Annotated in this window: 7 protein-coding genes and 1 pseudogene; 7 read left to right on the forward strand and 1 reads right to left on the reverse strand. The window is 32.4% G+C overall.

All coding sequences use genetic code 11. From position 1 onward, the window contains the following. Window positions 1-90, reverse strand: a pseudogene (locus tag OA86_RS16235) (IS982 family transposase); the annotation flags it as partial. Window positions 91-487: 397 nt separating this feature from the next. Here OA86_RS16235 and OA86_RS14790 point away from each other — a divergent pair. The 7 genes from OA86_RS14790 to tssD all read left to right on the forward strand — a co-directional run bounded on the left by OA86_RS14790 (window position 488) and on the right by tssD (window position 7,964). Then, the gene (locus OA86_RS14790) at window positions 488-2,059 is read left to right on the forward strand and encodes a polymorphic toxin type 23 domain-containing protein (protein WP_039354985.1); all 1,572 of its coding nucleotides are present in this window, start codon (window positions 488-490) and stop codon (window positions 2,057-2,059) included. Then, window positions 2,040-2,747, forward strand: a complete 708-nt coding sequence (locus OA86_RS14795; protein WP_126340508.1) for a hypothetical protein — start codon at window positions 2,040-2,042, stop codon at window positions 2,745-2,747. The genes OA86_RS14790 and OA86_RS14795 overlap by 20 nt, the downstream gene beginning before the upstream one ends. Before the next feature lie 190 nt (window positions 2,748-2,937). Continuing rightward, window positions 2,938-3,453 carry a hypothetical protein gene (locus OA86_RS15895; protein ID WP_221404081.1) on the forward strand — a complete coding sequence of 172 codons (516 nt, stop codon included), beginning with the start codon at window positions 2,938-2,940 and terminating at the stop codon, window positions 3,451-3,453. A gap of 588 nt (window positions 3,454-4,041) precedes the next feature. Further along, window positions 4,042-5,076, forward strand: coding sequence for a tRNA 2-selenouridine(34) synthase MnmH (gene mnmH / locus OA86_RS14810; protein WP_039354993.1), 1,035 nt, complete (start codon window positions 4,042-4,044; stop codon window positions 5,074-5,076). Then, a complete protein-coding gene (gene selD / locus OA86_RS14815; RefSeq protein ID WP_039354996.1) occupies window positions 5,069-6,106 on the forward strand; it encodes a selenide, water dikinase SelD in 1,038 nt (345 codons plus the stop codon). Before mnmH ends, selD begins: the two co-directional genes overlap by 8 nt. 263 nt (window positions 6,107-6,369) lie before the next feature. Beyond that, entirely contained in the window at window positions 6,370-6,762 is a 393-nt protein-coding gene (locus tag OA86_RS14820) for a YidH family protein (RefSeq protein WP_039354999.1), read from the forward strand. 794 nt (window positions 6,763-7,556) lie between these two features. Beyond that, window positions 7,557-7,964, forward strand: a complete 408-nt coding sequence (gene tssD, locus OA86_RS14825) for a type VI secretion system tube protein TssD (RefSeq protein ID WP_039353424.1) — start codon at window positions 7,557-7,559, stop codon at window positions 7,962-7,964. The last annotated feature ends 280 nt before the right edge of the window (window positions 7,965-8,244 follow it).

The raw sequence follows: 8,244 nt of genomic DNA on the forward strand, positions 1-8,244 counted from the left end.
TTTAATCGGTTTAAAATAAAAATTTTCAATTGGTGTTAATTCTCTCAATTGATTTAAAATAAAATCGTAAATTGCTTCCAGGTTATTCATACTGTATTAGATTGGTAGTCAATACAATATACGATTTTTTATCGTATTATGAATAACCTTTTATAATGCACTACGGGTATAAGCAATATCTTATAAATGAATATTGTTATAAAGACGAACAATTGGAAATATTGAAAGACAATATGATCTCTGCTTTGCCAGGCGGTAAAATTTACCGTAAAGTAGCTCCTCTCTTAAACTATAAAAGATTGCAGGGAACAAGGTTCATCAAAAAAGAATACAGCTATATACCTCTGCAATTCATGGAAAAATTTTTTCGTGAGCAGTTAGCCGGTGAATCTTATGTAATAATGATAATACAGGAATTATATATCTCACCTATAAAGATATTGCAGAAGGCAAAATTATAAATCCATCTATAAAAGTTACAAAATCATTGCATTCAACTAAAGCAAAATATGATGAAAACTCTGATGAAATTTTGGTTTGGGAAGGACAACTTCAAAATATTGAACAAAATAATGATCGGAAAATTAAATTAATTTCCTGGCTTGCAGAAGCATACGGAACTTACATTGACTTAAAGGTAAAAGACAAGTTAACCATAAAAGATAATTTAAATGTTTATGATTATGATCTTTTCCGCTTTGATGCTTCGGGAGAATCTGCTGTTCAAATAGGTGAATTAGAATCTCCTACTTTTAATGGAATTTTAAACATAGATTTTCCGAAATTAGAAACTGAAAAGGTATTTGAAAGTTCACCTATAGAATATCGTAGGGATCCCAAAGCAAAAGGAGGACCGAATGCAGGAGATTTTAATGAAAATTTCTTTCCTGAAACACCTAGTTTGCCTTCCCAAAATGATGGTCCAGGTGATCCACCTTTCAATATTGGTTTAAAATTCAGTTTTAGTTTAGGTGGTGGTTTCTCAGCTAGTTTGTATGCTGGCATTTCCAAACAAATTAAAGTAGGAAAAGATTTCGGACTAATGCCAAGTCTTAATGCGGCACTCACCTATTATGGTTACGGAACTCCTGGAACGTCTCCTTTAAGCCGAAATTTAGTAACGTTAAGTGCTACACCGGCATTAACTATTGGATACAAAACTGGAAATCCTATGAACATGAATATGTTTAATGATTTCTCTGGTTCTGGAGTTTATAACCCTTATGAATACGCTTTTACACTTGGAAAAATTGGCGTCTTAAGTTCTGGTAGAGTTACTAATGAATATGATAAAGAAGGCATAAGAATAAAAGATAAATACAACTCCCAAGATAGACCAAACCGACATCAAGTTCTGGGAGCAGCGTCCATAAAACTAGGTAATTTCATGATTTCATCCTACAATGATATTCATAAAGTACCGTTATTTTTGGGTATGGATTCTGATCAATATTGGTCTGCAGGCGTAAATATGCAGGCTAGAATAACCGATAGGATAAACATGTCTTATGCTTTTGATTTATATTATGGAAAATCTAATAATCAAAACCCATACAATCTCGATAAAAATATAGACGGACAAAATTTTGATACCCAACGCTTATTTGATGTTCTATTGAACCGCGGACAAGAAAGTTATACATCTACTGACGCAAATGGAAATTTTAATAAAACCACTAAATTTGGGTATGGTACATTTTGGCCTTCTAATAATATGCATAATGCAATTGAGTTTCCATCGATACCGAAAATTCCGGTAGAACCAGTAAAAAAAGATTATAAGGTTATAATAAAATATGATAAAGCTAGAGAACAGTATAAATTGGATCTTGTAAAATATGAAAGAGATTTGACAAATTATAAAATCAGTCTCAGATTAAAGCCTTTTTCTACTTTTCATCATCTTTTCGTGGTTTATGACGGAGTATCTAAAGAACCCGATTTTGATCGATTACAAGAATATATTGATGCAGAAACTCCTAAAAAAGAATTTCAAGATTTTTATAAAATGGAAATGGAAAATGAAAAGAAAACAAATAATGAAATCAAAAATAAATAGACTTACTATCCATCTCGTTGTACTTTTCTTTTTTATTAATTGTAAAAGTCAACAATTAACAGAAAGACAGCAAAAGTCTAACGGTGAAAGAGAGATTGCATTTAAAGAGTATCTCGTAAAAAATAAAATTCCTTTTAAAGAATTAAGTGATACAATCTTCGACACTTACTACTCTGGTTTTCTTGATGATGAAAAAAAACAAAAACTAGAAAAAAATCAAAATTTAAAGATTAATAAAGTTTACGTTCGTTACAGAACTCCTTATTCTGTCGAGTTTTCAATATATTCAGATAAAGGAACCTTGTGTTTAAGTACTATAGATTTAGATATTGATGGAAAAATGTTAAGTTTTCCAGAAAATGGCGTCATTAAGGTTTTGAAACCTATTATAGTAGAAGATTTTGGAGACTTTGAAATTTTTGATGATGTTATTAAAACCAGAAAAAGACGAGTAAGTCCATATAATGAAATCTATCATTACGTGAATGGAACTGTAAAAAAAGACACGATTCATTTCACAGAAAAATACATTGGTAAAGAAATGAAATTTGAAAAGAAAATGTTTGCAAAAACTTATAAAGATGATTTTATAGAAGTTTATCAACCCAATTTAAAAGCGGTACAATATAAAACAGGAAAATTTTTGGTTTCATATGAGGTAACAGGAGAATTTAATATCCAAAGATAATTCTTATTGTTTTTGATAATTACTAAATATATCAGAAAATTTTACTACAACCAAGAATATCTGTTATTAGAAAAAATACTATTGCATTTGATATCTATTATTTTAATGTTTAATATATTTTTCAACGTTACGAAAATTTTCGCAAAATAATAAATTACAATTCTGAACCCCCGAAGTTGGAGATCAGGTGATGGTGGGTTTTGTATACAATCATCCGGACCGGCCTTTTGTGATGGGTGGAATGTTTCATGGGGGAGTTGGATTGGGTGGTCGAGTTCAGAATCATATGCGTTCGATTCAAACCAAAAGTGGAATTAAAGTTTTGATGAATGATAATGAGAAAAGTGTGACGATTCTGGATCCAAGTGGAAATACTTATTTTATGGATGGTGCGGGGAATATTACAGTGACTGCGCCTAAAAATATGACTTTTAATGCGGGAGAAAACTTAGATTTTAATGTTGGAAAAAATAGGACTGCAAGCGTTGGTGAAGACTACAGCATGAGTATATCACAAAACCATAAATTTATTTCTACCGATTACAAACAAACTGTAAGAGAAAATAAATCGGTTACTATCACTGAAAATTTAAAAGAAACTACTTCACCAACTGACCGCAAAGCTAAACACGGCGATATTTTAATTCAAAGTGTTGGTGTTGCGAAAGTTTTAGGAAAAATTCATGCTAAAGTTGATAAAGGATAATGAATCGAATGCAATCAAACATAGTTTTCATTTTGAAAATCATTCCATTTTCATTTTAGCTGGAATTATACTTTTTTTTGTAGATCTCTATTTGTATGGTGACGATCTCGATTACGGTTTATATTTGCAAGAAAGAGGTGCGGGAAGATGTTCAAAATAAAGCCACTTACTTTATCATTTACTGCAAAAATCTTACATAGTCAACTAACGAATGGAAAATTAATGTTTATGGCAAAGCTTACATCAACTTTATTATTATCTAAACAGAGCATTTCTACCTCAGAAATCAAATTTATATATGAAACATTTTCTCTATTTAACTATCTTTACGCGATTAAATGATCGTTAATAGTAAGGCGATCCTGCAGAAATTTCTGACCTTAGTTCGATATTTAAATAATTTAGTCCGATATTTCAAATAAATACTAGAACTATCCGGTTTTGCTCTAATTTCTGGAATGAAATGCCTTTTAATTCAATGCAAATCACTGCTGCAATTGATACTTATATTATTGCACTTACTTCTTTAAATAGAGAAAATTTCTTTATCTAATACAATGACCGCTGAAAAATTATAAAGACCTAACAATGAAACAGATCATTACCGTAGACTTTTACTTTCGGCATTTAGAGCATATCCCAATTATTGATGTTCGGTCACCGGGTGAGTTTGCGAAAGGACATTTTCCCAGTGCTCATAACATTGATTTATTTACTGATGAAGAACGCGCAATTGTTGGCACTGCCTATAAACAGGAATCCAAAGAAAGAGCTATTGAACTTGGGTATGAATTTGTAATTCCAAAACTAAATGATTTCATCACGCAATCTCTTGATGTTGCTCCGGAAAAAGAAGTTGTAGTGCATTGTTGGCGCGGCGGGATGAGGAGTAATTCTTTTGCTGATCATCTTCTGGCGAATGGCTTTAAAAAAGTTTATGTTATTGAAAAAGGCTACAAAGCTTTTAGAAATTATGTTTTGGCATTTTTTGAACAAGATTTTGATCTCAAAGTTTTAGGTGGATATACCGGGAGCGGGAAAACTGAAATATTGCATTTTTTAGAAAAGAAAGGACAACAGGTAATCGACTTAGAAGGATTAGCCAATCATAGAGGATCAGCATTTGGAGGTATAGATCTTCCGCCTCAACCAACCACTGAGCAATTTGAAATGAATCTGTTTTCCATACTACGAACTTTTAATAGTAACCAACCCATTTGGTTGGAGGATGAAAGTAAAATGATTGGCAATGTATCGATTCCGAATGCATTTTATTTTGGAATGATTGAGATGCCTGTCTATTTTTTGAATGTGCCTTTAGAGAAAAGAATAGAACACCTGGTGAATACCTACGCTCATCTCGATCCGGAAAAATTAGCAGATGCAATTAGTCGAATAGTTAAAAAGCTTGGACATGATAACGCTAAAGTGGCTCTGGAAGCGCTAGAAAACAAAAATTACTATAAAGTAGTAGAGATCGTGCTTTTCTATTATGATAAATATTATTTAAAAGGATTACAAAAACGTCAGGAATCTTTGATTAAAGAACTTGAAATCACCACCGCGAATCATGAAGAAATTGCGGATTTTTTAATAAGCTTATTAGCTCAGAACAATGGATAAACCAATAAAAATGACAAGCTACAGCCACGGTGCGGGATGTGGCTGCAAAATATCACCAAAAGTATTAACTACCATATTAAAATCCAATTCAATTAAAATTGAAGATCCTCGGCTATTAGTCGGTAACGATACCAGAGATGATGCTGCCGTATATGATATGGGAAATGGAACGGGAATTATAAGTACTACCGATTTTTTCTTACCCATCGTCGATGATCCTTTCACTTTTGGGAGAATTGCCGCTACCAATGCTTTAAGCGACGTTTATGCCATGGGAGGAAAACCCTTGATGGCGATCGCGATCTTAGGTTGGCCCATCGATAAATTGTCCCCCGAAATAGCTGCTGAAGTAATGGAAGGTGGCAGAAAAGCCTGCGCTGATGCCGGAATTATAATCGCCGGTGGTCACAGTATTGATAATCCGGAACCTGTTTTTGGACTCGCAGTTACAGGATCTGTGGTCATTTCTAATTTGAAACGCAATGATAAAGCAGAACCCGGAAGTATTCTTTACCTTACGAAACCTTTGGGTGTCGGCATTTTGACTACTGCACAAAAGAAGGGCGTCTTAGAATACAGGCATAAAGATATCGCTGCAAATTCCATGATCATATTAAATGATGTCGGCTTAGAACTTTCAGAAATGGAAGAGGTAACCGCCTTAACTGATGTTACCGGATTTGGACTCATCGGACATTTACTGGAAGTGTGTGAAGGAAGCAATGTATCTGCGAATATTAATTTTAGTAAAGTACCGGTTTTCGAAGAAATTGAGGGTTATCTTGATAAAAAATGTGTCCCCGGCGGGACGCTGAGAAACTGGGACAGCTACAGCGATCAGGTTAATATCGAGGATGAAAGGCAACGGCATATCTTATGTGATCCACAAACCAGTGGCGGATTACTCATTGCTGTAAAAAAAGAAGCTGCTCACAAGGTAGAAACTATTTTAAAAAACAGAGGTCTTTTTGCAGAACCCGTAGGAGAACTTTTAGAAAGAGCAGAATTTCCCATCTATATTAATGATTAATTATAGAGGTGAAAACATTCTTTAATGATATTGAAGTTGTATTTATTTCCTATTTATTCGGTGTGATTCTTAACTGCCGAGTTCAAAAAAGTGCCTCCAGAATTTATGGGGATTTTTTCAATTTTTATTTATTTTAATGGTGCTTTTCATCAATGATTTTAAGGTTTGAATTCAGAATAGAATATTAATAAAATTGTATTTTTTAAGAAGAGCTGCGAGAACTGACAACAATAATTAGGCGAATTTTTATTAAAATTAAAAGGATGAAAGAAGAAATAGAATCCGCGAAAAAAGGAGGGAAGGTAGCAGATCATTTAGCGAACGAAAGAACGTTTTTAGCGTGGATCCGTACAAGTATTGCATTAATGGGTTTTGGATTTGTTATTGTAAAATTTGTCATATTTATCCGGCAGATAACCAATGCTTTACGTAACGATATTGTCGTTCATGGGAAATCAAATTCGGCAACGATTGGCGTCGCGATGGTCGCACTCGGTGCAATCATTGCTTTACTGGCCTTTCTTCGTTATCTCCAAATTGAAAAACAACTTAATAAAGACACTTATTATCCTATGCACTGGTTATCGATTCTTGTTACGCTTACAATAGTAATCGGTAGTATTTTATTAGTAATTTACTTGCTGCCCAATTTATAGAATACTAATATTGTCCTGGCAGTGAAAATAGAATGGTAATCAGTAAAAAAATAGTATAAAAAGAGCGGGAAATATTTTCCAATCGACAATGATAAATTTTGGTAATGGCCTGAATGCGCGCAATTCATCACAGAGCTCAAAATAAAGAAACCGACATCAATTATTCTGTTGTTTCGAATAACCATTGAGGTAATCTAATTACAAAACGTAACAAAATAAAAAAAATCAGGAATAAAATTCCTGATTGTAATTTTTGTAGAGAGGATGGGACTTTGAGCATACCCAATAGATAATCATTTTATTGTAAATCAATTATTTACACCAAATTACTCACAACTACATATTCATATAACCCAATAAACAATCATCAATTTAGTCCCCGTTTTTTAAATCGGGGACTATTTTACGTAGTCGTTTAAAAGTTAAGTTTTTATTTTCAACTTAAATTATTTGAGATATAATCAAATTGGAGATTATTCACGAATATTTTTAAAATTTAATTATTTGTTTAGAAATAACTTACTTAAAAAAAACTGCGCAAAGCATCATTAAACTAAAATTGATTTATAATGCTTGTCGAATAACCATTAAGGTTAATGTTTTAATAAACCCAAACCGATTTCAAAAGTCATTTTATATTTAAAATTTTCGAATTTCTTATTTATTTAAAAAATATTTCAAAATTGTAGTAGAATTACTACAAAGAATATTAAAAAGTCCTTCTATCTTTGAAATATCAAAAAACAACAATTTACTTAATCAAATCAATAAATAATAATTAAAATTTAGAAATCATGGCAGCTAACAATTCAAGAGGCGTTTTAAAATTTAATGGAGGCGCAGAACAAAAAGTGTTAAAACTTAATTACAGTGTATCAAGATCGACAGACGTTTCCGGACGTGTGGCATCTGATCCTTCAAATGCATTAATTAAAGTAACCATCGAGGCGACAGAAGATGCGCACGTATTGGAAAGTTTATTGAACGGTAAATACAAGCCAACAACAGGTGAAATTACCTTTAATAAATCTCATGAAGAAGGAACATTGATCACTTTAAAATGGAACAACGGTTACGTGATCCAGCATGAAGTAGATTTCGACGCGATCGATTCAGACAACATGTTGATCTCATTCGTAGTAAGTGCAGAAAAAATCGACTATGGCACCTCTGCTTATGAAGGAGTTTGGCCGGGTAAATAAGAAGTTTGAAAACTTTTTAAATCGGTTTTAAAACTTGAAAAGGTTTTGTTAAACTAAAATAATTCCCGATGAATATGCTTTATGCAGTTTTATCGGGAATTTTTTAGAATACCGATCAGGTTAATTTTTAATGAGCAGACAATATCCTGGAAAAATGATATTTTTAAACTTAATTAAAAATATATACTTAATTTTAGTACATCAAATTTGTCTTTTAAACTTTAGAAGTTTGAAAGTAGTAAAGTCCGAATTGAGAAAAACGAACTCTCAAGTGTCAACT

The organism is Kaistella jeonii (genome assembly GCF_000812865.1).
Lineage (GTDB): Bacteria > Bacteroidota > Bacteroidia > Flavobacteriales > Weeksellaceae > Kaistella > Kaistella jeonii.